This window comes from Ruegeria sp. AF3 (genome assembly GCF_056536285.1).
On the sequence record NZ_JBQFJM010000001.1, the window covers coordinates 2210283 to 2235411 of the forward strand.

General features: G+C 54.7%; 20 protein-coding genes and 2 pseudogenes. 8 read left to right on the plus strand and 14 right to left on the minus strand.

The window, feature by feature from the left end; genetic code table 11:
• Positions 1–84 precede the first annotated feature (84 nt).
• From ACR3FC_RS11150 to ACR3FC_RS11170, 5 genes and pseudogenes are all read right to left on the minus strand, one after another.
• Positions 85–425: pseudogene (locus ACR3FC_RS11150) on the minus strand (transposase); the annotation flags it as partial.
• Between the two features lie 142 nt (positions 426–567).
• Positions 568–777, minus strand: a pseudogene (locus ACR3FC_RS11155) (transposase); the annotation flags it as partial.
• Between the two features lie 377 nt (positions 778–1154).
• Positions 1155–2534, minus strand: a complete 1380-nt coding sequence (locus tag ACR3FC_RS11160; protein WP_480474880.1) for a metal-dependent hydrolase family protein — start codon at positions 2532–2534, stop codon at positions 1155–1157.
• A gap of 220 nt (positions 2535–2754) precedes the next feature.
• Positions 2755–3558 (minus strand): hypothetical protein, encoded by an 804-nt coding sequence (locus ACR3FC_RS11165; protein WP_480474881.1) that lies wholly within the window; start codon positions 3556–3558, stop codon positions 2755–2757.
• A gap of 55 nt (positions 3559–3613) precedes the next feature.
• Complete coding sequence (locus ACR3FC_RS11170) at positions 3614–3892, minus strand: hypothetical protein (RefSeq protein ID WP_480474882.1); 279 nt, start codon at positions 3890–3892, stop codon at positions 3614–3616.
• A gap of 195 nt (positions 3893–4087) precedes the next feature.
• On the opposite strand from ACR3FC_RS11170, the gene ACR3FC_RS11175 reads away from it, so the two are divergent.
• Positions 4088–5812: a hypothetical protein gene (locus tag ACR3FC_RS11175; protein WP_480474883.1), complete on the plus strand. Its 1725-nt coding sequence runs from the start codon at positions 4088–4090 to the stop codon at positions 5810–5812.
• A gap of 694 nt (positions 5813–6506) precedes the next feature.
• On the opposite strand, the gene ACR3FC_RS11180 is transcribed toward ACR3FC_RS11175, so the two are convergent.
• Entirely contained in the window at positions 6507–6905 is a 399-nt protein-coding gene (locus ACR3FC_RS11180; RefSeq protein ID WP_480474884.1) for a cupin domain-containing protein, read from the minus strand.
• 299 nt (positions 6906–7204) lie between these two features.
• Positions 7205–8116, minus strand: a complete 912-nt coding sequence (locus ACR3FC_RS11185; protein WP_480474885.1) for a LysR family transcriptional regulator — start codon at positions 8114–8116, stop codon at positions 7205–7207.
• Between the two features lie 121 nt (positions 8117–8237).
• Here ACR3FC_RS11185 and ACR3FC_RS11190 point away from each other — a divergent pair, with 121 nt between their 5' ends.
• The 7 genes from ACR3FC_RS11190 to ACR3FC_RS11220 all read left to right on the plus strand — a co-directional run bounded on the left by ACR3FC_RS11190 (position 8238) and on the right by ACR3FC_RS11220 (position 15442).
• The gene (locus ACR3FC_RS11190) at positions 8238–9293 is read left to right on the plus strand and encodes a dipeptidase (protein ID WP_480474886.1); all 1056 of its coding nucleotides are present in this window, start codon (positions 8238–8240) and stop codon (positions 9291–9293) included.
• Between the two features lie 34 nt (positions 9294–9327).
• Positions 9328–10923 carry an ABC transporter substrate-binding protein gene (locus tag ACR3FC_RS11195; RefSeq protein WP_480474887.1) on the plus strand — a complete coding sequence of 532 codons (1596 nt, stop codon included), beginning with the start codon at positions 9328–9330 and terminating at the stop codon, positions 10921–10923.
• Positions 10924–11982, plus strand: a complete 1059-nt coding sequence (locus ACR3FC_RS11200) for an ABC transporter permease (protein WP_480474888.1) — start codon at positions 10924–10926, stop codon at positions 11980–11982.
• The gene (locus ACR3FC_RS11205; protein WP_480474889.1) at positions 11979–12890 is read left to right on the plus strand and encodes an ABC transporter permease; all 912 of its coding nucleotides are present in this window, start codon (positions 11979–11981) and stop codon (positions 12888–12890) included. The genes ACR3FC_RS11200 and ACR3FC_RS11205 overlap by 4 nt, the downstream gene beginning before the upstream one ends.
• Positions 12887–13735: an ABC transporter ATP-binding protein gene (locus tag ACR3FC_RS11210; protein ID WP_209506685.1), complete on the plus strand. Its 849-nt coding sequence runs from the start codon at positions 12887–12889 to the stop codon at positions 13733–13735. The genes ACR3FC_RS11205 and ACR3FC_RS11210 overlap by 4 nt, the downstream gene beginning before the upstream one ends.
• Before the next feature lies 1 nt (position 13736).
• Positions 13737–14492, plus strand: a complete 756-nt coding sequence (locus tag ACR3FC_RS11215; protein WP_480474890.1) for an ABC transporter ATP-binding protein — start codon at positions 13737–13739, stop codon at positions 14490–14492.
• A gap of 209 nt (positions 14493–14701) precedes the next feature.
• Positions 14702–15442, plus strand: coding sequence for an outer membrane protein (locus ACR3FC_RS11220; RefSeq protein WP_480474891.1), 741 nt, complete (start codon positions 14702–14704; stop codon positions 15440–15442).
• Between the two features lie 310 nt (positions 15443–15752).
• On the opposite strand, the gene ACR3FC_RS11225 is transcribed toward ACR3FC_RS11220, so the two are convergent.
• From ACR3FC_RS11225 to ACR3FC_RS11255, 7 genes are read right to left on the minus strand one after another with little or no spacing between them, the layout of a single operon-like run.
• Positions 15753–17174, minus strand: a complete 1422-nt coding sequence (locus tag ACR3FC_RS11225; RefSeq protein ID WP_480474892.1) for an AMP-binding protein — start codon at positions 17172–17174, stop codon at positions 15753–15755.
• Entirely contained in the window at positions 17167–18012 is an 846-nt protein-coding gene (locus ACR3FC_RS11230) for a hypothetical protein (RefSeq protein ID WP_480474893.1), read from the minus strand. The genes ACR3FC_RS11225 and ACR3FC_RS11230 overlap by 8 nt, the downstream gene beginning before the upstream one ends.
• Positions 18009–19340, minus strand: a complete 1332-nt coding sequence (locus ACR3FC_RS11235; RefSeq protein ID WP_480474894.1) for a hypothetical protein — start codon at positions 19338–19340, stop codon at positions 18009–18011. Before ACR3FC_RS11235 ends, ACR3FC_RS11230 begins: the two co-directional genes overlap by 4 nt.
• Entirely contained in the window at positions 19337–20467 is a 1131-nt protein-coding gene (locus ACR3FC_RS11240; protein WP_480474895.1) for a BtaA family protein, read from the minus strand. The genes ACR3FC_RS11235 and ACR3FC_RS11240 overlap by 4 nt, the downstream gene beginning before the upstream one ends.
• The gene (locus tag ACR3FC_RS11245; RefSeq protein WP_480474896.1) at positions 20427–22886 is read right to left on the minus strand and encodes a PEP/pyruvate-binding domain-containing protein; all 2460 of its coding nucleotides are present in this window, start codon (positions 22884–22886) and stop codon (positions 20427–20429) included. The genes ACR3FC_RS11240 and ACR3FC_RS11245 overlap by 41 nt, the downstream gene beginning before the upstream one ends.
• A complete protein-coding gene (locus ACR3FC_RS11250) occupies positions 22883–23794 on the minus strand; it encodes a UbiA family prenyltransferase (RefSeq protein ID WP_480474897.1) in 912 nt (303 codons plus the stop codon). The genes ACR3FC_RS11245 and ACR3FC_RS11250 overlap by 4 nt, the downstream gene beginning before the upstream one ends.
• Positions 23791–25056, minus strand: coding sequence for a hydroxymethylglutaryl-CoA reductase (locus ACR3FC_RS11255; RefSeq protein WP_480474898.1), 1266 nt, complete (start codon positions 25054–25056; stop codon positions 23791–23793). The genes ACR3FC_RS11250 and ACR3FC_RS11255 overlap by 4 nt, the downstream gene beginning before the upstream one ends.
• Positions 25057–25129: the final 73 nt, after the last annotated feature.

The following is a 25129-nucleotide window of genomic DNA, read 5'->3' on the forward strand; positions in this document are numbered from 1 at the left end:
TACCCGGTGCTACAACGGTGCTACGCCAGAGAGCATCCCCCAATCCTGTTTCTGGTATTGAAAGACAGACCTGTGCAGGTCGGCCAGTTCACACGCCCGACGCTCAGACAGGCTGTGCCGATCCATCACGTCCGACACGGCCCTTCGCTTAACGTCAGGCGTCAGTAGTTTTTTGTCGCGAGATCCTTGAGCGCCGCGTTGTCCAGCATGGCATCCGCCAGCATCCGTTTCAGACGGTTGTTTTCGTCTTCCAGCGCTCTCAGCTTGTTCGCATCCTAGGCATTCATACCGCCAAACTTGGCTTTGTTTTTGTAGAACGTCGCGTCGCTGATCCCGTATTTGCGGCACAGCTCCTGAGCCTTCACGCCCGCCTCGTATTCCTTGATCATTCCAATGATCTGCTCGTCGCTAAATCTGCGTTTCATAGCCCATCCTTTGCTTGGAGGGATTACTAACACCTCAATGGCCTGATTTCAGGGGGCTGGGTCACGGGGTGCAGCACAACCGGCGGTTCATTTGATGCCGAATTGATGATACCTTCGAGTGCGGCTTTGCGCGCTTCTTTCAAGCCTCAAGGAACTCCTTGGAGCAGCTGTAATACAAGCTCTGCGCTATGCCCTCACGGCAACACAGCTTTGCAATGCTGTCCTCGCCCTTCAGACCGTCCAGCACGATCCTGACCTTTTCTTCGGCAGAATACTGTTTGCGCATCGCACGGCGAATGTCTTTGACGACCTTCTCGCCGTGGCTCCGCTTGGTTCCGGGTTTCTGTCTCATCTCCACTCCTTGGTGGTTACGATGAACCAGAAACCCTCTCTTATCAAATCAACCTAAACTGTCCCATTAGCGCTGACGTCAGACAGGTAGTTCGGCAAGGCTCATGTGCCAGTGTGATTCGGTCAAACCCGGGATCATCGTGCGACCACCACCGTCGATGACCTGCCCCCCCTGCGACTGCGACCTCCTCAGTAGTGATTTGTGCAATCAATTTGCCATAAACTACGACATTGGCGCCATCGATCAGTTCTTCATTCAAACCGTCGAAAACGTTGACGTTGGTAATAACAATGGGCCCGGCAGGTTGATTCTACGCCCCCGCGATCGACGCCGCGAGGACACGAAAGAGGCAATCATGGTTCTACGCGATATGATGCTCACTCCATGTCGAACTTGTATATGGTGCCATCCTTCATGATCATGCCGAAATTCGCCTTCGCATCGCTGATCAGTTGCAGGTCCTCCAGCGGATTGCCGTTGACGAGGATCATGTCTGCATAGGCACCTTCCTCGATCACGCCGAGCGGCCCGAGCGGATAGGGCGTTAGCAGCCCCGACATCTTAAGCAATTCGGCGTTGTCGCAGGTGGCCATCTTCAGCGTCTCGTAGGGGGTAAACCACCGTTCCATCTTCGCCAGCACCGCGCCCTGACGTTTCGCAAGGTCCGCACTGAAGAGCGTGTCAGTACCGAAGGCAATCTTCAGGCCCAACTCCTTGGCGGTGCGGTAGACGAAATCGGTTCCGTCGGTGACGAACTTGTACTTGGCCTTCTGGAACTCGTTCAGGGCCGGTGCGTCTTCGTCATCGAGGAATGGCTGCATGCTGAGCCAGACATCGTTGTCCTTAAACATCTGCAGTGTTTCGCGAGTCGACATATGCGCGTGCTCAACACTGCGCGCGCCATTTTCGATGGAGTGTCGAACCGCTTCGTCATTGATCGCATGGGTGGTCACATAGGTGCCCCAGGCTTCTGTCGCCTCGACAGCAGCTTTGAATTCCTCATCGGTGAACTGGATGGTGTGGATCGGGTCGTAAGCCGAGGTGACACCGCCGCCCGCCATCAGCTTGATCTGGGTGGCACCCTGCATGAGGTTTTCGCGCGTGCGCTTGAGAACGTCCGGTACGCCGTCCGTGATGTAGAACATGTTGCCTCGCTCGAAGGAGTGCAATTCGCCGGCGCCCTGTGGCACATCTCGCGTCATGCGAAAATCCTGATGGCCCGCTGTGATCGACAGCGCGGGTCCCGAGGGAAACACACGAGGTCCGTCGATCAGACCCTCGTTCGTTGCCTTGGCGATGTCGAACATCGGTCCAGCAGTATCACGCACCGTGGTGAAGCCGCGGGCAAGCGCGTTGTTCTGCGCCCTGGCGGCCAGAAGGTTCCAGTACCCCTCGCCGGTCAGTGCCAATTGGGCGATGGTGGCCTCGGCAAAGATCCCGTGCCAGTGGTTGTCGATCAGGCCTGGGATGAGCGTATAACCCTCGGCATCGATCTCGAAAGCGCCTTCCGGTGTCGGGATGTCGCTGCCGATCTTCTGGATCAGCTGGCCAGAGACCAGCACGTCGGCTTCCGACAATTCCTCGTCGCAGCCATTGAATATCCGCGCGCCTCGAATAAGGACATTGTCGAATTTCATTCTGACGTTGGTGGTTTCAATTTCGCCGATTACGCCGGCTGGGACGACCGCATGGTTGGCGTCATGTGCCAGAACGCTGACCGGAGTTGCCGCGAGCGTGGTGCAGAGAAAATAGGTCAACATTTTGTTGGACATGATTGGTTTCCTCATTTTCAGATTTTGGACGAATTTCGTTGTGATTGCACTGGGTAGTTCAGGGGTGGAGTTGTGCCGCGCTGTGAAAATTGCAAATTGAGACGGGGGACCCTTACGGCCCATTTCTGCTCCGCGTAGAACTGTTTCGAGCGCCTGGAGGTGGGGCGGGTTTGAAGTAGGCAGGCAGCAATAAAGTGGACCGGCATCAGAAATTCAGCACCTTGTATCCGACCTGGACAGACCACTCAGCCGGTCTGTCACCGCCGAAGAGAATGCCAGGCTTGATGAACACTTGACCATCGCCGCCAAATGCCTTGCCTGTCAACATGCCTGCAGTCACCTGCAGGCTGCCAAAGGTCGCGTCTGTTTCCCAATCGTGGATGATTGCGGGATCGAATGTCAGGTAGAAACGCGGATTCTTCAGCTTGGGAACATAGTAGAAGTCGATCGTGGTCGTGTTTACATTCTGGCCTTGATCATTCCCGCCCTCCAATCCGAATGTTTGAACCCAGGCTGGGGCGAAAATTGCTCCGTTGTTGAGAAACCAAGCGTAGAAGGCCGAGGTTTCACCGGCAAATTGCCCATACCCGGCGGCTTCGGTTTCCGCTGTGTTCAGAAACAGTTCAAAAGTGAAAGCGGCCCCGTTTTTTTCGGTAAGGTGGAAAACGTCAATGTAGGTTACGCTTATGTCGCCCAATGTGAATTCAACCCCTGGCTCTCCGCCGTAGATGGGGTTTGCGTTGAACGGGCTGTCCGAGCCTGGGACGGTTATCCGGAACGCCCGTTTTCCACCCTCACCGAAAGGTTGCGTGTAGAAGGCCTCGAACAGGCCGGTGTTCAGGTCGGAATTGATCTGGTTGAACTGATACTGGAAGCCAAACTGCGTTGTCAGCAGTGTTGGATTGGTTCCGTTGTTGATCTCGCTGAGGTCTTCCTGAGCAGAAACAGATTGATTGATCGCGGCAGTAAAGACAGCCGAGATAGCGCCAACTCTGAGCAGTCTTGACATTAGCATCCGGTCCTCTGTCCGGCCCGAAGATTTGCATTCCGCGTAACCCACTTAATTATTCTCCATCTGATGCCGCCGAACTGCCCTGATTATCTTTCGTCTGCCGATGACAATCAGAAGTGAGATACGCCCGAAATTCTATTTTCAGCTCATTCAAAATCTGTTCATATTCTGCCGCGCGAGGCGGAAGATTTTTCCAGCGTATTATGGCTTGTTCGGCTATTTCCATCTCTTCACAGATTGACCGGAATACTGGGTCCTCACGAAACTGAACAAAGATCCGCTCACCTTGCTCGGGGTACCTGTCAATCAAATTTTCCAGAAAAGCGTCCATTATCCGTTGTGCTCCTGCCGGACCACAGCATCAAAAGGCGTGGATTAGAACGTTGTTACATGTTGTATACATGCAGTTCGCAGGCCAAAAAAAAGTATGGCCAGGTGGCTTGTTACTTCTATTTTCTTTTCTTAAGGGTTCTATGGACCAGTGAGGACAAAAGTGACCAGCAGTCATTGGCCGACACGTTTGGAGATGTCCGAAGAGGACATACGTCGACAACTCGAACGAATACTTGACTATAGTGGACTGCAGTCCAGTGCCCGGCGTCGCGAGATGCTGGCACACATTGTCGAGGAAGCCTTGGCGGGTCGCGAGAACGAACTGAAGGCGACCACTATCGCAATCGCGGTCTTCGGGCGTGGGTCTGATTTTGATCAGCAAGCCGACCCGGTCGTGCGGCTCGAAGCCCGAAAGCTGCGCAGGGATCTCGACAACTACTATGTCGGGCGAGGTAGCAATGACCCGATCCGCATTAGTATTCCAAAAGGTCATTACATTCCGAAATTTTCCGCACGAGAACAGATTGTGCCCGAGGCAGTTCATCCCAGGGCGACTGAGGTTGTCGACCACGAGCAAGTGTCGAAGCCTAATACAAGGTTCTACACGGGACTGGCTTTGCTGGTGGTCATGTGCCTAGTCATTTTGGCCGGATTTGGTTTCTGGTACGAGAGACCTGATAGCCCTGTACCAGCAATAGCCGAGAGGCCCGACAAAAAAGTTTCCATTCTAGTTGAGGATTTTGAAGTTCGAACGGACGACGCTCTTGTTTCGCTTGTCGCCTCGGGCCTGACCAATGAGCTTGCTGCGGATTTGATCAAGTTTCCGGATCTTGCAGTGCATATTGCATCTGCTCAAGTCGCGCAGGGCTCGGGGACCACGTCGTTCGAAATCCATCAGCCAACCGCTGAGTTTACAGTGACCGGCGACGTTTGGCGCGATGGCGGCGAGTTACTTATCCGAACCAACCTTGTGCGGCGGGATGATTTCGAAGTCTTATGGAGCGAGCGCTATGCCGAGGGCACCAATGGCCAGAGCATAACCGAAATTCAGGACACGATTTCTGCGCAGATCGCTTCGACAATAGGGCAGCAATACGGATATGCGCTCCGCGATGTTCGCACTGACAGACTTGTGGATCGAAACGACCCAACACTGCGAGGGTTTGCGTGTGTCGCGAGTGCACAGATTTACCGCAGAACATACCATCGAGATCAATATCAGGCTGCGCGGGATTGTCTGGAAGCGACCGTTCGCGAGGACCCGGAATACGTTCGCGCATGGGCAATGCTGGCCTACCTGCGCAATGATGCTGCCCGGTTCGGTCATGAGAAAGTGCTTTCAAGGGACGCGGCCTTTGCCCTTGCCAAAGAGGCAGCGGCACGCGCTATCGACTTGGATCCCCAAGATACAGACGCGCTTCAGGCGATGTCCCATGTTGAGCAATATGCGGGTGATATGGAGCGCTCGATCGAGTTTGCACAAAGGGCCGTGGAAGTTAACCCCAACGATCCAGCCGCACTGGCCAATCTAGCGATCCGCTATGGTATAGCAGGTCGCTTCGACGAGGGAGTTCCAATTATGCATCGCGCGATAGACCGCTCTGTTGCGCCACCGCCGTTCTACTTTCACTTGCTGGCCGCGGACCATCTGCTTAGAGAGGAATGGGAGGAACTGGCCATAGATGCGGAACACGCCTCCACTGACGGCTGGTCCTTTGGCCAGGCTTTGCTTGCCATCGCTCACAGCAAACTCTCAAATGAAACAGCCGCACGAGTTGCTCTCAATAGACTGGCTGAGCTCGACCCGCTTCTCTACGAGGACCCCAAAGCATGGCTGGAATCGCATAGTATGAACACGGTTCTTGTCGAAGCCGTTACCAAGGGTTTGTCAGAAGCGCACACTTTTGTTGACGAATGAAAGCCGGGCGTAAAGCTCTTCGGATCTCAGTGGCAGACTCCGAGCTGCTTTTCTGCTGCAGATTTGTACCCTAGCCCATCGTGCCTTGAAGCAAACGTAGATTCTCCGTGCTGAGCTTGGATGTGCGGTCGCTACGACGCCAAAGTGCATACACAAGGTAGCATCTCTCTGATGGTTGCATCAAAGCTGAAAGACTGCCGACAGGAAGAACGCGATGGCCGTTCGAACAGTCAATACTATGACAGAAGTTGCCACCGCATAGTTTGCGCGGAACGGACCTTAGCGCAGACCGCAGCGAATGACAGCCTTCTGCCCAAATTGGTCAAGCGTCTAAAGCAGGGAATCTGTGCCTCCAGAAATCTACTTCAAATTGGTTTGTTAGGGATGTGCCTAATTGATGTTCGATAAAGGTCAAATCCTACTCCCGCAACCAGGTCGAATAATCTCAACACTGGCCGTTCAGACTACAATTGATCCACCCGATCAATTGCTTAACGTCCTCATCTCGTCAGCCTCATAAACCGAAAGTCAGTGGCTCAATTCCTACTCCCGAAACCAAAGTCATACTGTGTGATTACAAATATTTACAAACCGTATCGGGGCGGCGTTTTGCATTGGAGCTTTGGCGCTGGAAGCACCGTGGAAGCAATAGGGGTTAGAAAACTGCGCAACTGGCCCCCAACAGTATTTTGCGTCACCTCGGTACAAGGTCCTCAAGTTCAGGCATCAGAACAACGCTTTCCTGTTCGTTCGGGTCCGTGCGTGCGATAACTGCAAATGCGGGTTCATTCCCATCGTTGAACGGAAGGTGCGGAGTGTTTGCCGGTATATAGATCAGGTCTCCTGCTTGCGTTTCCATAACGTGTTCCAGCCTGTCGCCCCAATACATCTTCGCAGACCCGGAAATCACATAAATCGCGGTTTCATGTGTCTCATGTTTATGCGCCCTGGCGCGCCCTCCGGGCGGGACCGTAAGCAGATGCATGCAGATAGCTTGGCTTCCTACCGTCTGTCTGGCGATGCCTTCGAAGTAATCGAACCCCTGTTTCCCGGAATAGATTTCGCCGGGGCGCAGTTTCACACAATCCGCCATTTAGGTATTCCTTCCTAAGACTTGAGCGAGATAATGATACGCCAGCTTCGCTACGAAACGTAGGGAAATCACAGGCGGGTTGCGGGTAGAGAAACTTGAGAGCCAAAAAAACGAACCGCATGCCGGGTGATACGGCCTGAGATACATAAGGACAAATAAAGCCATGTTTGCGGACTTTACTCATACCAAACTGTGCACGTAGCCATGACAGGTCCGCACCTCGAACAACCCCCTCCAAAATCATCCCTGTTGGGCGGCCACATGGCGTGTTGCCAGTGAAGAACCTCGGAAAGATTGCATTATCTCGGGTCAGAAAAAGGGTCCGGAGGGGTGTTCAATCGCAGATGCCGTATGAATGCCCGTGCAATCCTTGGAACCGGTTTTTGATCCGAAACCACAAAATGGCCTCGATACCGCATTGGAGATTCAAATCGGACAAATGTTAGGTCGGGAGATCGGTAATGGTAGACGGGAAAGGGATTGATAACAGACAGCCCCAGTCCTTCGCGCGCCATGTCGGCTGCGGCAAATGAGGTTGAAACTTCGGCAACGATCCTCGGTTTGGCACGCACCTGATGAAGCAACCGGTCCAGTTGCCCGCGCCGCCCGTGTCGATATGTCAGTGCGATCAACTCTTGCTCATGCAAGTCTGAAGGCGTCAGAACGGTGCGTTCAGACAGAGGATGTTCAGGGCGCATGACGCAAACGGCTGGTGACTCGCGAAATGGAATAAGTTTGATGCCAGCGCGGCTTTGTTCAATCCCGGTCACGGCAAGATCAAATCGATTCTCAAGCACACCTAGCGTGACCATATCTGATGTTGTCACCTCAAGGTTTACGAAAAAACCGGGATTCCCGCGAATGAAACTGGCGATGAGGGAAACGATGTATCGATGAGCGTAGCTGGGTGGTGCAACGAGACGCAGTGTTTCTTGCACTGTTTCGCCCGGGCCATCGATCCTGTCCAAAGCCTCGAACAAAGGATCCAATCGCATATTCAGCCTTACGGCTTCTTGCGTCGGTCGCAATCTGCCTGCATCCCGTTCGAACAGTGTTCTACCCAACCGATCCTCCAGGCTGCTGACCGAGCGACTGACCGCAGACTGAGACAAGCCGAGCTGTCGTGCGGCGGCTGCTGTTGTTCCAGACTGCATGAGCGCACGGAGCGCCTGGTATTCCGGCAAAGAATGCCAGTTGCGAGGTTTCTTCATTGCTGGGCGCCCGCATGATTCCGACTAGCTCTATGAGTAAAACTCATCAAGATTTTTTACAATTATGATGATTACGTCTGTTAGCGTGTGTCGAAATGACACTAACCTGGGTAAAGTGAGTTTGAGCACCTCCCCTCTTATCTTTGATGGGCACAATGATGTTCTGTCAAAACTGGCCTCGTCAGGTGGTCTGCCCGAAGCGGGCCGTTTCCTGACCGGGCTCGAAGGTGCGATTGACTCTGTTAAATCCAAGGCCGGTGGATTTGGCGGAGGCTTCTTTGCCGTTTGGGTGCCTTCGCCTATCGATGCCGATGCAAAAATGGAAGAAATGGTCCAGCCCAGCTATGACCTGCCGCTTCCCAATCATATTGACGCTGAAGATGCTCTGCCTTCAGCGCTGGGGCAGATTGCGATCCTGCTGGAACTGGAACGTTTGGGGGCGTTGAAAGTGGTTCGATCGGTTTCGGATATCCGGAACAGCATGGCGCAAGGCCAGATGGCGGCCATTTTTCACATTGAGGGCGCCGAGGCGATTGATACCGATCTGCATTCGCTTGACGTGTTTCATGCAGCGGGGTTGCGATCGCTTGGGCCAGTGTGGAGCCGACCCAACATTTTCGGCCATGGTGTGCCGTTTAGATATCCATCGGGGCCGGATACTGGCCCTGGATTGACAGATCATGGACTGCGGCTTGTGCAGCGTTGCAACGCGCTGGGTATCATGCTGGATTTGTCGCATCTCAATGAAAAAGGTTTCTGGGATGTAGCGCGGTATTCGGATGCGCCTTTGGTCGCAACGCATTCGAATGCCCATACCATCTGTCCGCACGCGCGAAATCTGACCGATGACCAGCTTCGCACCATCGCGGAAAGCGACGGGATGGTCGGCTTGAATTTTGCCACAGCGTTTCTGCGCGAGGATGGTCGGATGCTGTCCGATGTGCCGTTGACACAGGTTCTGAAGCACCTTGACCACCTGATCGGCATATTGGGTGAAGACCGGGTCGGGCTTGGGTCCGATTATGACGGGGCAGTCGTGCCGGACGACGTGAAGGACGTCTCGATGCTGCCTCGAATGAGGGATGCCATGGTGACCCATGGATACGGCGAAGAGCTCATCAAGAAGCTCTGCCACGAAAACTGGTTGCGTGTTCTTGAGAAGACCTGGGGATCGTAACCGTTAGTGAAGACTTGATGACAGAGAGGACAAAATGAACGCATTTAACAGATTGCTTACCGGTGCGGCGCTGGGATTGGCGCTGGCCGTGACCTCGACTTCGGCAATGGCCGAAACGCCGCCGAACATGCTGGTTATTGCGCATCGTATCGACGATATCACGACGCTGGATCCGGCCGAAAGCTTTGAGTTTGCGGGTTCGGATGTCAGCCGGAATGTCTATCAGAAGCTGGTGAACTTCGACCCGCTCAATCTGGATGCCGGCTATCAGCCCGACATCGCTGAAAGTTGGGATGTGTCTGAAGACGGCAAATCGATTACCTTCAATATCAGGGAAGGACTGACCTTTCATTCCGGGAATCCGGTGACGGCCGAAGATGTTGAATTTTCACTGCGTCGTGCGATCATTCTAAACAAGACCCCGGCATTTATCCTGACCCAGTTTGGGTTCACGCCGGAAAATGTCGAACAAACGATTGTCGCGGATGGCAACACTCTGACAATCACAACGGACAAACCCTATGCGACATCCTTCGTTCTGAACTGTCTGACCGCTACCATCGGCGGCATTGTTGATAAGAAGACGGTGATGGAACACGACAAGGATGGCGATCTGGGCAACGAATGGCTCAAGACCAATACTGCTGGATCTGGTGCTTATAGCCTGGTCAGTTGGAAGCCCAATGAAAGCGTAACACTGAAGTCGAACCCCGATTTCTACTTGGGCGCTCCGGCCATGGAGCGTGTGGTTGTCCGCCACGTTCAGGAAAGCGCCAGCCAGCGCCTGTTGCTGGAACGTGGTGATATCGATGTCGCGCGCAACCTGAACCCAGAAGATGTTGCCGGCGCTTCATCTGTTGCCGGCGTAAAGATCGCAGACGAGCTTAAGGGCCGCCTGATGTATGTTTCGCTGAGCCAGAAACACCCCGAGCTTAGCAAGCCTCAGGTTCGGCAGGCGTTCAAATATCTGGTTGACTATGAAGGGATGCGTGACAGCTTCCTGAAGGGGCAATACACGATCCACCAAAATTTCCTGCCCCAAACCTATCTCGGTGCCTCTGACGAAACGCCGTTTAGCTTTGATGTGGAAAAAGCCAAGGCCCTGCTGGATGAAGCAGGTGTAAGCGGGCTTGAGATTGAAGTTGGTGTACGTGAAGCGCAGGAACGGATTGAAATTGCCCAGTCGCTGCAGAATGCGCTGAGTCAGGTTGGCATCACGATGAACATCACCGTGGGAACCGCCAAACAAATTCTGGCGCGGTATCGTGCGCGGGAACTGGATGTTTATCTTGGCGCATGGGGGCCGGACTATCCCGACCCGCAGACGAACGCAGGTACCTTTGCCTATAACCCGGATAACTCGGACGAAGCCAATGCCACAGGATTGCTGGCATGGCGGAATTCTTGGGATACCGGCGGGCTGACCGACAAAACGGACGCGGCTGTTGTCGAAAACGACACCGCGAAACGCGCTGACATGTACAAGGAAATCCAGGCCGAGTTCCGCGAGACTTCGCCGTTTGTCATCATGTTCCAGCAGATCGAGCAATCGGCCCTGCGTGAAAACGTGACGAATTTCTCAACCGGTCAGGCGATAACTTCGGCGTCGTATTGGCAGGTGACCAAGTAAATGGCACTGGCCGAAAGACCAACTGAGGGGCGCCGCTCGGCGCCTCTTATCCATTGGATCAAGAGTATCCTGAAAACTATTGGCACCATCGCAATTACAATGCTGGGTCTGCTTTTCGTGACCTTCATTATCGGTCGCGTGATGCCGATCGACCCGGTGCTGGCGATCGTAGGCGAACGCGCATCGCAATCGACTTATGATGCGGTCTATCAACAGCTTGGCCTTGATAAACCGCTGCTGGTTCAGTTTGGATATTACCTTTGGGATGTTTTGCACGGCGATTTTGGCGATTCACTTCTGAATGCGCGCCCGGTTTCTCAGGATATTGCCCGCGTCTTCCCTGCTACGCTGGAATTGGCGACATTGGGTGTTTTGATTGGCATATTTCTGGGTGTTCCGCTTGGTGTGATCGCCGCAGTCAAGCGCGGATCGTGGATCGATCAGATCGCCCGTGTGGTCGCGCTTGTCGGGTATTCAATGCCAATATTCTGGCTGGGGCTCATGGGGCTTTTGGTCTTTTATGGGATACTTGGCTGGGTCGGTGGCCCGGGCCGCCTGGATATCTTCTATGAAGACCTTGTTCCCACGCGAACAGGGTTGATCTTGCTTGACAGTGCCTTGGCCCAGGATTGGGATGTTTTCCGGAATGCGTTGTCCCATATCATCCTGCCCGCGGCTTTGCTGGGGTACTACTCGCTTGCCTACATTAGCCGGATGACCCGATCCTTCATGCTGGAACAGTTGTCAGCCGAGTATGTCATCACTGCCCGCGTCAAAGGGCTGTCTGAAAGGCAGGTTATCTGGCGCCACGCCTTCAAGAATATCCGAGTGCAGCTGATCACAGTGATCGCACTGAGCTATGCCAACTTGTTAGAAGGATCAGTTCTGACCGAGATCATCTTTAGCTGGCCGGGGATCGGCAGCTATATCACGACGGCTTTGCTGAGCGCCGATATGAATGCCGTTCTTGGAGGAACCGTTGTGGTCGGGCTGATCTTTATCTGCCTGAACATATTCTCGGATCTTCTTTACCGTTTCTTTGATCCGAGGTCGAAATGAGCGACATGACCTTGCGCCAGTGGCTGCTGACCGACGAGCCGACTTCGCGCCGCCATGCCAGATTGGCCAGCTTCTACAAAGGCTGGCTGACTTTGCGATCAAACTCGATGGCAATGGTCGGGTTTGCGATCCTTGTAATCCTTGTTCTGACAGCGGTCTTTGCGCCTTTTCTCGCGCCGCATGATCCCTTTGTTCAGAGCCTGTCCAGCCGTCTTCTTCCCATCGGGGCTGAAGGCCACTTGCTGGGAACCGACAGCCTGGGGCGGGATATTCTGTCACGCCTGATCTATGGGGCCCGAATTACACTGTACATCGTGGCGCTGGTGGCGCTCATCGCACCGATTGCGGGGCTTCTGGTCGGGACGGTTGCGGGATATGTGGGGGGATGGACGGATGTGATCCTCATGCGCATCACGGATATTTTCCTCGCTTTTCCACGACTTGTTCTGGCGTTGGCGTTTGTCGCTGCGCTTGGGGCAGGGATTGAAAACGCGGTTCTGGCAATCTCGCTCACGGCATGGCCGCCCTATGCGCGTATGGCGCGTGCAGAAACCCTGACCATCCGGTCAACCGACTATATCAACGCGATCCGCCTTCAGGGTGCCGGGCCGCTGCGCATCATCACCCGGCATATCTGGCCACTGTGCATCTCATCTTTGATCGTGCGGGTCACGCTGGATATGGCCGGAATCATCCTGGCCGCCGCCGGCCTTGGTTTTCTGGGGTTGGGGGCACAACCTCCAAGTCCGGAATGGGGTGCCATGATATCCGAGGGTCGACGTTTCATCCTTGATCACTGGTGGGTGGCAACGGTGCCGGGGCTAGCAATTTTCACGGTTTCGCTGGCCTTCAACCTGTTGGGTGACGGCCTGCGGGACGCGCTTGATCCAAAGGACGGTGGCCAATGAACTTACTCGACATCGAAGATCTGTGGGTTCGTTTCCCAACCCGTCAGGGCGTGTTTGACGCCGTGCGGGGCGTGTCGTTTTCGCTGGGGCGCGAGCGTCTGGGGATCGTCGGCGAAAGCGGCTCGGGCAAGTCGATGACGGGACGGGCCATTCTGCGCCTGATCCGAAATCCGGGTATCGTCGAGGCCAAACACATCAATCTGGAAGGCCGAGACCTGATGAAGCTCAGCGAGCGCGAGATGCGTGAGGTGCGAGGCAAGCAGATCTCGATGGTGATGCAGGACCCCAAGTTTTCTCTGAACCCGGTGGTCACGGTTGGCGAGCAACTTATGGAGGCATACCTCCAGCACAATTCCGGCTCTAAGGCCCACGCGAAAAAGATGGCTATCGAGATGTTGGATAACGTCTCAATCCGTGATCCTGAGCGGGTGATGCGAGCATACCCGCATGAGGTGTCTGGGGGTATGGGGCAGCGCATTATGATTGCGATGATGTTGATCCCCAATCCCAAGATTCTGATTGCCGACGAACCAACTTCGGCGCTTGATGTCAGTGTTCAGCGGCAGGTGCTGAACATCATGGATGGATTGGTCAAGGAACGGGGGATGGGCCTGATATTCATCAGCCACGACCTGAATCTGGTATCTGAGTTCTGTGACCGTGTCCTCATCATGTATTCTGGTCGGATCGTCGAGGTTTGCGAGGCTGACAAGCTGCATCAGGCCCAACATCCCTATACCCAGGGCTTGCTAAACTCGCTGCCGCGCCTTGATGAAAAATGCACCCACCTGAGTGTTCTCACACGCGATCCGTCTTGGTCCGAAGCCCCGAGCGTGAGGGGCTGAAATGAAGGCACTGGAAATCAACCATCTGAATGTCTGGTTTGGTCACGCGCACGACCGGGTCGATGCGGTGAAAGACGCAAACCTTGAAGTCGCGCAGGGCGAGAGTTTTGGCCTTGTTGGCGAAAGCGGTTCCGGCAAGTCGACAATTCTGAGGGCAATAACGGGGCTTGCACCGCAATGGTCGGGCACAATTCGCGTAGAAGGTCAGGCTATATCCGGGTCCCGGCGGGATCGGTCATTCTTTCGGACCGTCCAGATGGTGTTTCAGGACCCCTACGCGTCTCTGCATCCGCGGCACACTGTTGATCAGGTTCTCAGTGAAACAATTCATCTGCATGGGTTTGGAGATATCGATAAACGCGTGAGCGATTTGCTCAACGACGTCGGACTTGGGCGAAGATTCCGGTTTCGGTATCCACACCAGCTTTCCGGTGGTCAACGACAACGCGTGGCAATCGCAAGGGCCTTGGCAGGTGAGCCGGACATTTTGCTTTTGGACGAACCCACGTCGGCTTTGGATGTCAGCGTTCAGGCCGAGGTGCTCAACCTGCTGACTGACCTGCGCAAACAGCGCGGATTGACCTATCTGATGGTATCTCATGATCTTCCGGTTATCGCACATATGTGCGAGCAATTGGCAGTTATGAGAAATGGTGAAATTGTTGAGGTTATGTCCTCGGAAACTCTGCGTTTGGGGAACCCAAGCCACGAGTATTCCAAGCAATTGTTGACCGCCTCTGTTGCCCCAAACCAGTAGCGACTTCGTTAGAAGCGGGATTTATCCTTCGTATGATCAGTTCGGGTGACGCACGACAGCGGCCTTTAGCATTTCCTGTGTGAACGCATCCTGTGATTAATAAGGACCGTGTTGGCGGTACAGCGATCGAGATATTGGAAAAGGCTACAAATTGTGCAACCGTGAAGTATGCAAGGAATGCAATATAAATTCTGGCAACGAGGTCACTGATGAAAAGCAAGGTGCAATACTTGGCGATAGCGTTTGCGTTACTGATCGCACCGCCTATTTCAGCCCAGCAATCTGACTGGTCTTTTGCGGGCACCGCTTATCTGTTCATGGCCGAAACGGATATTTCCCTTAGAACACCAAGTGGAACAATCGACGGCACGTTGAGTTTTTCAGACGCTCTCGAAAACCTGGACTTTGCGTTTATGGGCGGCATTTCCGCGTCTAACGGGCGCTGGTTGTTGCTTGCTGACTATAACTACACCGATTTGACGTTCAGTAATTCAACTCCCGGCCCAGCGTTTTCGAGTTTGGACACCTCCGCCACCACGCAATTTCTCAGCGGCTATGTCGGATACCGTGTTTATGAGACACCCGCGATCAGCGTGGCCCTTGCCGGCGGGTTCAGGTGGTTCAGCACGGAAACCACATTCCGATTGCAACCGGGGATCGTCGCCGGGCGAAGTGTGACGATCGACGACAACTGGACTGATCCGGTCGTCGCTGCCCGCGCACGAGTTCGGATTTCTGACAAATGGTCAGGGACCGGATTTGTGGATTACGGTGGATTTCGGAGCGGTAGCGAAACCTGGCAAGTTCTGCTGACCGCGGATTATGAAATCAATGACAGATGGCTGATCCGGGGCGGCTACCGCTATATCTCCTTTGATCATGAGATCAACGGCAATGATTTCAGGTTTGACCAGTCAGGCCCGTTGCTGGGGGCAACATACAGGTTCTGAAAACGACGTCGGGCGCATCCTTTGATACTAACCTGTTACGTGTTGCGGGTTGGACGATGACTTGGGGAAACGGATGGCGCTCGGATGGTGCCTGGCCATTGCGGGTCGTGTTGACCAATTCTATGGGCCTGTCACGGAATTGTGCTGACCCTTTTACTTGGTATTTTGCCAAAATGGCGTGACATCATGGCATCAAAACCAACTCCGCAATTTCGCGCTTAAGCGGTGCGTGTAGCATTGCCGTTCGAATGTCAAAAAAGTGTTCGACAGCGGTGTTCCGTTGGCACCTGTGTGGAATAACCCCGTCAAATTAGTAGCCCAATAAGTGCGCGAGTTTTACCCGATCAACTTTGGATCTGTGGCGCTTGTCCATTGGCATCTTCCTCACGTGGGTCACTTTGGCAATGCCAAGATCCTTCGCCAGCCTGACCCAGTTTGACAACTGATGCGCGTCACCTTCAATGCATAAAGTGGAACTTCCATTTAGGCTCATGAGCGCGCAGTGCGTCACGCTCGGCCATTGTCGGGCAGCTATTTCGATGGCGAATGGAAAAGTGCGGCCAGCTGAGGTTGCCACATCGCTCGCTACTCTACCCCACAACCACAAACGACCTAGATCATCCAACCGCCCAGCGTCGCCGGTTCGATGCCAGATCGTAGTGTCGTCCTTGATCTTATTTTCCTTGGAGTGTGCGGGATCAAGATAGCCATCATTTACATGATCGCCCGCCACCTGAATTTCATCCTCTCGAATTCGGAGTTTGATTTGCGAAACCGGACACCCAACAAGTAGCCCCTTGCCCGCTGCCATTTCGCGTTGGTCGGTTTCGGAGATGTCACGCGCATCAAGATGCGCAATCGGTTCAGCTTCGGTTGACCCGTAGACGCAGATCACCTCCAGGTCGAAATGGGCAAGAAGCCTTTCGACCAGGTCAGGGAACACCGGACCGCCGCCAGTGAAAACTGTGTGTAGGGAACCGATATCTGTACACTGTGTCAGTTTTTCGCATAATGACGGAGGGATCAGAAGCCGGGTAACGTGTTGCTTCGATATCCAAACCGCCAACTGTTCGGGAGAAAGCCGCTCCAGTTTGCTCATCTTCCAGTTCGGCAGAACAGTCGTGCGCCCGGCCGCAAGGTTTATCAGGGTGAACACCGGGAACGCTACCAGATCCCGCTCTGCTTCATTACTGTCAAGAAGCGGTGCGATGGCATCATGTTGTGCCATCAGAAACGCATGGCTGCGGGGGATGGCCTTGGGCTGACCTGTTGTCCCGGACGTAAAGGAAATGAGCGCCGTGTCACTGTCTTTTACAACAGCTTTCCTCAGGTCGCCCTTGGCATTGCCAGGTAGCAAAAGCCGCATTTTAATAAGTTCGGGCACAACAAACCCGAGCAGCGCAAAGGAACCCGATGCGCAAAAGGCCTTGGGTCGGGTCGCTCTCGCTGCATGACGCAGCCCAGCGAGTCCCATAGCTGGTTCAGGCAAAACCACCGTTGCCCCCAATGACCACAAGGCCGCAAGACTAGCGTATAAATCAGCATTGACCGGCATCGCCAACAAAACGCGATCGCCATGGCCAAGCCCCTTACGTCCCCACTTTCCGGCCAATTGCTGCGCGCGTAACTGCAACTCTCGAAAGGTGACCTCGCGACCGTTGCTCTCTACGATGGCCGTTCGGTCTGGAAATCGGTCGACGGCAACGGCAAAATGATCCAACAGATTAATCATCCAGGCGCAACCCGAACAGGTTATACCGCCGGAATACCTTAGCCCCTTCGACAACGCTGCGGTCGGCGGATTTGTTATCATCATGTATCAGCGCGTGGATGGCTGTTTTAAAACCAAGATTTAGTGCCGATCTATGGAAATGACTGGCCAAATGACGACCTGCGCCGCGCTCAAGGCTTGCATACGTCTTTAAGACGGCCGCAGTTGGATTTGGGCCTTCTGCATAGTTAGGGATCCCAAACAGGAAACCTGCCAACGAGCCGTCCGGACGGCGAGCAAAGAAGATAAGCTCGCGCGTCAGAAGCGGAATGACGGGCATGTACATTGCAAGAAAATCACTCTCAGAAATAGGTTTATAGAAGGCGTTTTTGGAAAAAGCCTCAACTGACAGTTGGTACACTTGCCGGAACAATCCTTCAGGGTTGGTTCCGTCCCAGGGTTCGACATCAAACGCGTCGGTTGCAGAAAGAGGCGACCTGGACGTTTGTACCAAAGACACGCGCGCCGAGAAATACTTGCTGATGGTCGCAAATCCTGCCGCCCGAAACACATCGGGCTCATGTGGCTTGTTCGTCGGCTCCATTAAAAAAGGCGCTGAACCGTCGCTGTCGGATACGAACCGATAGCTATGCCATGTGTCACCAGACATCGGCCCAATGATCCGATCAATCCCAGCCCGCCGGACACGCGCAACCGCCGTTTTCAAAGCCTCCAAACCGGCCTCTGGGGTCTGGCACGAAAAGTCGCCGATTGTTGCAGCGGGAACATCGTCCCAATCGGGGCCTTGCAGATAAACAGACAGTTTGGCGCCATCAGTCTGAATGGTTTCTTTCGTCATGATACAACTCCTGAGACCATCCCACCGCCAACGGCCCCTGCTATGGACCAGAAATAATAGGCAAGCGGTGGAAACAGTGCCAACAGCGTGAGCCTGAAAACACGATTCTTTTGGAGCAAATGTGGAAGCAATAGGGGCACAATCGCCATTGTTGCGAGTGATACAAGTGCGAGTGCAGTCAGGGGTTCGGCCCAATTCGATTGGTCAGAATTCAGGGAAACCACCCAGGACCGGATGAAGAACAGGAGGGCGGCAGCAAACGGTATCGCAATTGGCGCGGGGCGCAACGCCACTGCAATGAGCCCCATGGCCAACCCCATCGCACTCAGCCCAAAAAAGGATATCGCATCCCATCCCGCTGCATGCCCGGCCGCAAGCCAACCGAAGCCCAACAGGCCCAGGGCGGCAACAACATCCAGATCGGGGTACTTACTGTCACACGGAGAGGCGGTGCGCGCCCAGCCGTGCGCGGCGAGAACCATGATCGGCAGCACTGTATTCTGGAGTTTTGCGGCTGCCAGTAACAGAAAGACCGCAACAACATAGACGCGGGTCGTATGTTTGGTCAGGCCCAGTTTGGTTCCCACGACACCGAAACTGGCAAGGGAGGCAAGAAACAAAACGGCCAACAACGCCAGCTCTGCCAAAGAGCTATGATAGTGACTTTTCAGAAAAATCAGCAAACCAAGCGGCAGGAACAGGTTGTCAAACCCTCGCCAGCTTTGCGCCTCGACCAATGTGCCAAAGGCTGCAACCATAAGGCACAGCATCATGATGTTCGAGGGAGGGAGTTTCGACAAGAACAGGAAACAGATGATCGCAACCAATAGCGTTATGACAAAAAACACCACTGACCCTTCCAAACTCTTGTCGCCATCTTCGACCACGTAACGTTTGGTCCCGTAAGTGGTCCCGGCCAGCGCAGCTGCGGCATCAGCCAGTGTCAAAACAGCGATTGGAAGCAGGTAGTACAGAGCGTTTTCCCCGGCCAGCAAAAAGCAAAACCCAACGGACAAAGCCAAAAGGAAATCTCCGTATGAGGTGCGCTCGACGCTGTGTAGGGCCGCGCCTAAACCTTTCGAGAACCGGGGCAATCGCAGGATCAGCATGACGAACAACGTTATCCCGATCAGCATGTAAACCGGCCAACGATCCGGAAACACCCAAGGTAGAACCAGGGTAAAGAGCCCAGTTCCAACATGCATCAGCTTGCGTTGTACTTCAGCGTTCAAGCCGACCTTTTGCGCCAACCGTCGGACAACTGCCATCAATCCCAACAGGACCAGAATAGACGTCAAGGCCAGCAGAATCTGTGCCGGAACACTCACACAAGCACCTCTTCCACGACAAAGTCCGAGTAGAAAAAGGCCATGTCGCGTGCCTTCAGTCGATCCTCGATCGCGTGATGTGATTCTATTTTTCCCTTATGTACGACGGGCACGCGGCGGGGCGCCATCATGTTCCAATACACAAGGCGGGCCTTGGGCGCGGCAGCGGACAGGATAGACCCGTAAACCTGTTCAAACACTTCGGGTGACATATATTCGAAGATATCCGACAGGTTGAAACCATTGGCCTTTTCGCCAGTCGAGACGAAGGCCTCCAACGACCCCGGACGGATATCCAGGCGGTCCAGGCGGGCGCGGATCGTATCAAAATGCTCGGGTCTCCAGGCCATTGGGAGCGCGTCGCCATGCGTTCCCTTCAGAATCCAGTGCAAATATGAATTTCGCGATGGGTCGGTATCAACACCTGCGTGGCGAATTCGACGAGCTACATGCTGGGCGGGGCTGCCCTCGACGTGATCAAAGAATGCCTTGTCGCGACCCATGCGCCCCATCACAAAACGCGAGAAGAACACATTCAGCAGCAGCCGCCATCTGAAGGTATCAAAGCGCGTGTCAAAGAAAACTTCGCGCGCTTCGGGTGTTCGGGGCGTAAAGACATCATCAATCGTGCGTCGGGAATGAACAAGCGGCAAAAGCCGGGTGCGGAAGATGCGAAAATACCGCTCAAACTTGCCGACCCCGCCTATCCCGTGGTGCTCGACATCCGGGACAAGACCGGTCCAAAAGGCACGTGTTTCAGTGTCGGTTTCCCGCAGGGCCTGCGATAGCAATGCAGCGCGCCTGTTGCTGGCGCGTGACCCGGTCAGTTCCAGAAACTCGGGGTGTGTCAAGTTCCGGAAGGCGCCGATCCGTAGCTTCAGGCAGGCGATCTGTGCCGGTGACAGATCAACTACCACAACTTTCGACGGGTTCAGCGTTAGCATAGCCAGTGCATTATCCCCGGCCGAACATATGGAAACCAGCGTGCCCCCAGCGCAATCGCCCAGCGCCTCGGTCAGAACGTCTGCGTCTTCCCATAGCTGCGCGTACCGGATGTGACCGAAATCTGCTTTGCCTTCGATTTCACTATACCCCATCGCACCGTTCCACTTTGCCGCTTGCTCCATCGACCGACAGGGTTTCACCATCCTTGATCCATTGCGTGGCGCCCTTCAGACCCACTACACAGGGAATGCCCAACTCGCGCGCCACGATGGCAGAATGCGACAATAGTGATCCCCGCTCTACTACAATGGCCGATGCATTCGAGAATACCGCAATCCAGCCCGGATCAGTGTGGCGCGCCACAAGGATATCGCCGGACTGTAGCGCCTCGGTCCGCGGATCACGGATCACACGGGCCTTTGCGATTACCTGCCCGGCTGAACAGCCGGTGCCGGTTTTCAAACGCTCCGGATCGCTGTCCACCTCTTCGGTAACCGCCCATATCGGAGCAATGGCGGGACCTCGGATTTCTATACGTTCGGGCGGGTCCGCGCGTTGGGATGCAGCTGCATCTTCGCTTTGACGCTGCGAGACTATGGCCTTCAGATTAGGCGACAGGCAGAACCCTTCGACGGCGCCCAGGACTTCATATGTCGTCAGATGAAAGACGTCGCGGGGATTTGTAAGCAGCCCCCTTGCCACAAACTCTCGCCCGATGCCCAGAAAAACACGTCGGGCGTGGCCGAATATCCGGGTGCGTTCAAAGCGCAGATTCTCTCGATCACGTACCCGGGCCTTGGCCCACCCTACGATCCATTTGGAAATGTGGCGTTTCAACGGATTGGCTGGAAACAGGGATTTCCAGTCCGGTTCTGTGCTGATGTGCCGCTTACCCTCGGGGCGGGTGGCACTGGCGGCAATGGCCATCAGCAGACTGGTGGGATCATCGCGCAGTGGAATACTCTCCAGCTTCAGTTCCTCAGTACATCTATCCCCGAATTTATTCAGATAAGACTGAACCTCGGCCCAAATCTGAGGATAAGATGCAAGGGTTTCCAACTGGCATTCCACGCTCAGCTGTTCCGCGATCCCGGCTTCGCGGACCAAGTGAGCTATGCGGGCAATGCGCTGCGCCGGTTCGGCTGAGACGATATCACCCTGGCCAATCATAACATCGTTATGCAGCATCAGCCCGTCTTCACCCAACCACTTGTACAGCAGGTTACGCGATGCGCCAAAGGCGATCATGCACAAGAAATCATTTATGAGCGGCGCGTCCCAGCGATCCAGCAGGGTACTTTCGATATGACGATACTCGGCGGCCAGTTCGGTCGCATTCGCAGCTTCTGTGTCCAGATCACGATCCAGAATTTCGTTCAGCCTGGCATAGAAGTTGCGCCGGGTGCGCGGCAAACGCACGGCCTGCCAGATCAGGCTGCCCGCAACCGCAACCAGTTTGGCATACTCCAATACCTTGCGCGCGCCTTTAGCAGGAGCAGGCCCAATCCCATCTGTAATCTCACGCGGCATGGGTTCTGACACACCCATCATTGTTTCCATGTAGTCGCGGTTCAGCGAGAACCCCGGAAGCAGCGCCAGCGCACGGTACCAGTTGACCAGATTGTAATAGACACGCCCATCAATGCGCCCAAGGAAATTGTCGAAGATGGCCGAGTTCCGCGCGACGGCTCTATCCGAAACGCCCAGAAGCCGCACGAAGGCGCGATAGACCCGAGAGTAGACATGCACGGCAAAGGAATAAGTCAGCGGACTGACCATGCCCGGATAGCTTTCGACAATGTTCGAGTTGTCAAAGATGGTAAGCGCATTATCCGGTATCGCCACTGGACGCAGTTCGGTCGTAATCGGCCGTGCCTGAAGAATGTGCAACCCATCCGCATCGAATGCCCATTCGATGTCTTGCGGGCCCCCAAAAGCCTCTTCCGCTTTGCGCGCCAGCATTGCGACCTGAAGCGCCTGGTCCCGTGTCAAAACCTGGGGCGTGTCTTGCGCGCATTCAGGCTGTCTGGCTTGTTCGATGGTCCAGTCCTCGCCATCAACCTCACCTGCGACCAGGGCATCGCCCAGGCCTTTGACGGCAGACACGACTACAGTGTTTCGTCGCCCGGTTACCGGATCGGCCGAGAAAGCGACACCGGCGGTCGTCGCATCAATCATGCGCTGTACGATGATTGCAGGGGCTTCTGCCTCACCCCCGGATTTGACCGAGCGATAGGTGGCGACAGAATCCGTAAATCCCGATTGCCAAACCCGTTTCGCCGCCAGCAATATCTTGCTAGCATCGACATTCAAGACCGTATCGAACTGCCCTGCATGACTGTGCTCCGCACCATCTTCGGCCCGACCGGAACTGCGCACCGCATATGGCCCCGGACCCAATGCATCCAATGCAACGCCAAGTGCATCACTCAGCCCGCGCACCGCGACTGGTCCAGTCTTGCCTTGTCGGAAAGCGGTATCGCTGATGACAAAAAACGCAGGCGGATTGAATCCGTGGCAGACAAGGCTCGATAACGCAGCGGCTTTACCTCCGACCACGGTCGGGTCAGTTGCATCGGATTGATTGACGATAAAGGTCATCTGAAGCCTCCAACCAGAAACGGTAAAAAGCCCGCTGTGACATAACAGAAGAACACCCAAAGTCCCGCGACTGTGTCCATCCTGCCTTGTGCCTTTGGCGTTGGTGCCATCACATAGCTGCGTACCGCAAGACAACAGGGCACAAACGCGACGGCCCCAAACACTATGGTTGGCGTTCCGACGCCGGTCGCAAACCCAGTACCCACTAACAACAGAAAAGACAGCGCAACACTGGACAGCCAAACAATAGCGGCGAAGCGATACCCCCAAAGGCCCGAATAGGTATCTACCCCGTCAATTTCGTTTTCGGGCGACCACAACTTGCGCCCGATTTCAAGAACGCAACCATTCACGAAAGACAATGCCAGAAACAACCATAGCTTCGATGCCGCGCCACCGGCTGGAAGCCATTCTATACTGGTGAGCAGCAAATCGATCAGCGGCATAATCGCCATGTGGCTGCACAGATAGAGAACCGGTCGCGCCTTTAGCCAGACCGGCACCCCGAACTCGGCCGTCATTGCCGCCAGCCATACCCAAACCACAAAAAGGCACCACAGAACCGGGGGGTACCACAACCATGCAGCAGCGGCAGTCACCGGCAATGTCAGTAAACCAAGCACCAGCATCTCCGCCTGTGACACCAGCCCCCTTGGAATGGGGCGCTCGGGTCGGTAGCGACGGTCGTCCTCGGCATCCTTGAATTCATCGCAAACGCGCATCTGAAAAAACAGCATTATCGCCAGGATGAAGCCGATCGCAAAGGCGGGCAATTCGGGCAAGGGGCGATCAGCAAGTCGAGCCGAGACACAGATGCTTGCCGCAGAAAACACCAGCAAAAGCGGAACGGTCTTCTTTAGCGGAAAGCGTTCGGATTGATAGATCCACAATCGAGCCAGCAAAGTCATCGTTGGCGGGCCAGACTCTCATGGGCTCGCGTGAAATGCCCCGCAGCGATTGCGGCGACAATCGATATCTCTCCGCACAGGCAAATCGCAGCAGCGACTTCTGCCAGCGCTGTGCCGTGACCAGCGCCCTTCAATCCAAGAATGTTCAGTGCCGCAGCCTGGCTGGGCAAGCCAGTACCACCTCCGACGGAACCGACAAGGATATTTGGAAGCGTCACCGAGCAGAAAAGATCATCTCCTCTGGGTTCCATCCGCGTCACCCCCATCGCACTTTCAGCGACACAGGCAGCGTCTTGCCCGGTTGCGATGTAAAAGGCCGCAAGCCCATTGGCATAGTGGGCCTGGGCCCCAAGCTGACCGGACAGATGTGACCCAAGATTGGCCACCCGACCATAAGCCAGCATTGCATCCACGGTGGTGCCGAGTGTCTTTTCCACGACATCTGCAGGCAAGGTTATCGACGCACTTGCTTTGCGGCCGCGACCCGTCACCAATCCAAGCGCCGAAGCTTTTTTATCGCCCGAAAAGTTCCCCTCAATATACCAGTTTCCAATTGGTATTGGGCAACCGCTTTCAATTGCACGGCACAGCGCATCTGTTGCAATGGTTACCATGTTCTGACCTGCCGCATCACCTGTGGTGTAGCGGCAAATCAGAAAGACAATATTCGTGTCTATGAAAGGCTCAAGCGAGACGAGTTTACCATGTCGGGTTGTCGCATCAGCCGCCTTCTGGAGGTCGTCGACATTGCTGACCACCCAATCCACGAACTGACCGGCTTGCAAAAGGCTTTCGAACACAAAGGCTGGCGTGCGCAATACACCTTCATACAATACTGCAGTGCTGACGCCTCCAGACCGCCCAGCAGCAAAAGCACCCCGTGCGTAAGAGGCCACAAGAGCAGCCTCCGTTGTCGCAAGAGGCACATAAAAATCCCCATTGGCATTCATACCATTCAAGCGCAATGGCCCAACGATGCCAACTGGCACCTTCACAGTTCCAATGAAATTTTCAATATTGGCGCTGTAGGTTTCCGAAGCCTCAACTGTTGCGGGATCCGCGATCAAGGCTTGATCTGCGTCGCTTGCCACAGGTTTCAACTGGTCCCAGAACCGCGCAACCGTCGCGCTGTTAGCCTTGCGAGAGGGGCGCAAAGGCGAAAAACTTTCGTTGCTTGGGGCCAATTGATGTGGTGTGCGTTCAACGTCATATCGCGCTTTTACACGCCGCAGCATCTCTCGCACGTGAAATGGAATAATCAAAAAGAAGCTCCGATAGACGCTGTTCAAAACGACCGCAGATTGAGTTCTGCACTGGCTGCACACTAACAAGAAA

Bases quoted from the DNA above. Each gene is read 5' to 3' on its own strand.
- ACR3FC_RS11165 (WP_480474881.1), bottom strand. From the start codon at position 3,558: ATGTCAAGACTGCTCAGAGTTGGCGCTATCTCGGCTGTCTTTACTGCC.
- ACR3FC_RS11170 (WP_480474882.1), bottom strand. From the start codon at position 3,892: ATGGACGCTTTTCTGGAAAATTTGATTGACAGGTACCCCGAGCAAGGT.
- ACR3FC_RS11175 (WP_480474883.1), top strand. From the start codon at position 4,088: ATGTCCGAAGAGGACATACGTCGACAACTCGAACGAATACTTGACTAT.
- ACR3FC_RS11180 (WP_480474884.1), bottom strand. From the start codon at position 6,905: ATGGCGGATTGTGTGAAACTGCGCCCCGGCGAAATCTATTCCGGGAAA.
- ACR3FC_RS11185 (WP_480474885.1), bottom strand. From the start codon at position 8,116: ATGAAGAAACCTCGCAACTGGCATTCTTTGCCGGAATACCAGGCGCTC.
- ACR3FC_RS11195 (WP_480474887.1), top strand. From the start codon at position 9,328: ATGAACGCATTTAACAGATTGCTTACCGGTGCGGCGCTGGGATTGGCG.
- ACR3FC_RS11200 (WP_480474888.1), top strand. From the start codon at position 10,924: ATGGCACTGGCCGAAAGACCAACTGAGGGGCGCCGCTCGGCGCCTCTT.
- ACR3FC_RS11205 (WP_480474889.1), top strand. From the start codon at position 11,979: ATGAGCGACATGACCTTGCGCCAGTGGCTGCTGACCGACGAGCCGACT.
- ACR3FC_RS11210 (WP_209506685.1), top strand. From the start codon at position 12,887: ATGAACTTACTCGACATCGAAGATCTGTGGGTTCGTTTCCCAACCCGT.
- ACR3FC_RS11215 (WP_480474890.1), top strand. From the start codon at position 13,737: ATGAAGGCACTGGAAATCAACCATCTGAATGTCTGGTTTGGTCACGCG.
- ACR3FC_RS11220 (WP_480474891.1), top strand. From the start codon at position 14,702: ATGAAAAGCAAGGTGCAATACTTGGCGATAGCGTTTGCGTTACTGATC.
- ACR3FC_RS11225 (WP_480474892.1), bottom strand. From the start codon at position 17,174: ATGATTAATCTGTTGGATCATTTTGCCGTTGCCGTCGACCGATTTCCA.
- ACR3FC_RS11230 (WP_480474893.1), bottom strand. From the start codon at position 18,012: ATGACGAAAGAAACCATTCAGACTGATGGCGCCAAACTGTCTGTTTAT.
- ACR3FC_RS11240 (WP_480474895.1), bottom strand. From the start codon at position 20,467: ATGGAGCAAGCGGCAAAGTGGAACGGTGCGATGGGGTATAGTGAAATC.
- ACR3FC_RS11245 (WP_480474896.1), bottom strand. From the start codon at position 22,886: ATGACCTTTATCGTCAATCAATCCGATGCAACTGACCCGACCGTGGTC.
- ACR3FC_RS11250 (WP_480474897.1), bottom strand. From the start codon at position 23,794: ATGACTTTGCTGGCTCGATTGTGGATCTATCAATCCGAACGCTTTCCG.